Origin of the sequence: Pelagibius sp., assembly GCF_028289705.1 — a bacterium.
In the GTDB taxonomy this organism is placed as follows: Bacteria; Pseudomonadota; Alphaproteobacteria; order Kiloniellales; family Kiloniellaceae; genus Pelagibius.
In genome coordinates, this window is the sequence record NZ_JANQOI010000102.1 from 1 (window position 1) to 1979 (window position 1979).

Annotated in this window: 1 protein-coding gene; it reads left to right on the plus strand. The window is 66.2% G+C overall.

All coding sequences use genetic code 11. The features are described from left to right. Positions 1-1697: ATP-dependent zinc metalloprotease FtsH (gene ftsH, locus Q0996_RS13855; RefSeq protein WP_299620624.1), on the plus strand; the 1697-nt coding region annotated here is incomplete at its 5' end. Positions 1698-1979: the final 282 nt, after the last annotated feature.

Here is a 1979-nt window from a genome sequence, read left to right on the forward strand (position 1 = left end):
ACCTGGTGCCGCAGTTGCGCGAGAACGGCGTGCGCATCACCGCCGCGCCGGAAGAGGAGATGAATCCTCTTCTGCAGATCCTGATGTCCTGGTTCCCGATGCTGCTGCTGATCGGCGTCTGGATCTTCTTCATGCGCCAGATGCAGGGCGGCGGCGGCAAGGCCATGGGCTTCGGCAAGTCCAAGGCGCGCCTGCTGACCGAAAAGCTGGGCCGCGTCACCTTCGACGACGTGGCCGGCATCGACGAGGCCAAGCAGGAACTGGAAGAGGTGGTCGAGTATCTGCGCGACCCCCAGAAGTTCCAGCGCCTCGGCGGCAAGATCCCCAAGGGCTGCCTGCTGGTGGGCCCGCCGGGCACCGGTAAGACGCTGCTGGCCCGCGCCATTGCCGGCGAGGCCAACGTGCCCTTCTTCACCATTTCCGGCTCCGATTTCGTCGAGATGTTCGTCGGCGTCGGCGCCAGCCGCGTGCGCGACATGTTCGAGCAGGGCAAGAAGAACGCGCCCTGCATCATCTTCGTCGACGAAATCGATGCCGTCGGCCGCCACCGCGGTGCCGGGCTCGGCGGCGGCAACGACGAGCGCGAGCAGACCCTGAACCAGTTGCTGGTGGAGATGGACGGCTTCGAGGCCAACGAGGGCGTGATCCTGATCGCCGCCACCAACCGTCCGGACGTGCTCGATCCGGCGCTGCTGCGCCCGGGCCGCTTCGACCGCCAGGTGGTGGTGCCCAATCCCGACATCATCGGCCGCGAGAAGATCTTGAAGGTGCACATGCGCAAGGTGCCCCTGGCGCCCGACGTGGAGCCCAAGGTGATCGCCCGCGGCACCCCCGGCTTCTCCGGCGCTGATCTCGCCAATCTGGTCAACGAAGCCGCCCTGCTGGCGGCCCGCGCCAACAAGCGTGTGGTCACCATGGCGGATTTCGAGAACGCCAAGGACAAGGTGATGATGGGGGCGGAGCGCCGCTCCATGGTGATGAGCGAGGAAGACAAGGAGATGACCGCCTACCACGAGGCCGGTCACGCCCTGGTCGGTCTCTTCGTGCCGGGCAACGACCCGCTGCACAAGGTCACCATCATCCCGCGCGGCCGCGCCCTCGGCGTCACCATGAACCTGCCGGAGTCCGACCGCTACAGCCTGAAGTTCAAGGAGATCACCGCCAAGCTGGCGATGATGTTCGGCGGGCGCATGGCCGAGGAGCTGATCTACGGACCGGAGAACGTCTCCACCGGCGCCAGCAACGATATCCAGCAGGCCACCAACATGGCGCGGCGCATGGTCACCGAATGGGGCATGAGCGAAAAGCTCGGCCGCCTGCGCTATGTCGACAACCAGGAGGAGGTCTTCCTCGGCCACTCGGTGGCGCGCACCCAGACCATCTCCGGGGCCACCGCCAAGCTGATCGACGAGGAAATCCGCCGCATCATCGAAGAGGCGGAGGAGAAGGCCCGGGTCGTGCTCAACGAACACATGGACGACCTCCATGCCGTAACCAAGGCCCTGCTGGAATACGAGACCCTCAGCGGCGCCGAGGTCCAGACCATCATCGACGGCGGCGACATCGACCGCGGCGGCGAGAGCGACCAGGGGCCCACCGGGCGCCGCTCCTCGGTGCCTTCCAGCGGTAAGGCGGTGAAGGATTCGGGCAAGGAATCGCCCGGCGGTATGGAGCCGGAGCCACAGCCCGGCGGCTGACCGCGCGACCGCACTTTTTCAACGCGACGCAGGGCCCCGGAGCGGGGCCCTGTTTTCGTTCCGGCCCGCCTTTCCCGCTCCCCACGACCGGGCGCACGGCTGTCTGGTATAGCTTTTTGCTGTTTGGCGAAGAGAGTCGTGTTGCAAGGCATTGGAGGCAGGACGTTGGTTGCAGAACAGCAAAGCGAGCCCGTAGTGATAGACGGCTTTCGGCGGACGGGGTGTCACCCCCACCCCAACCCTCCCCCATCGAAGGGGGAGGGGGAAGTTATTGAAGCGGCT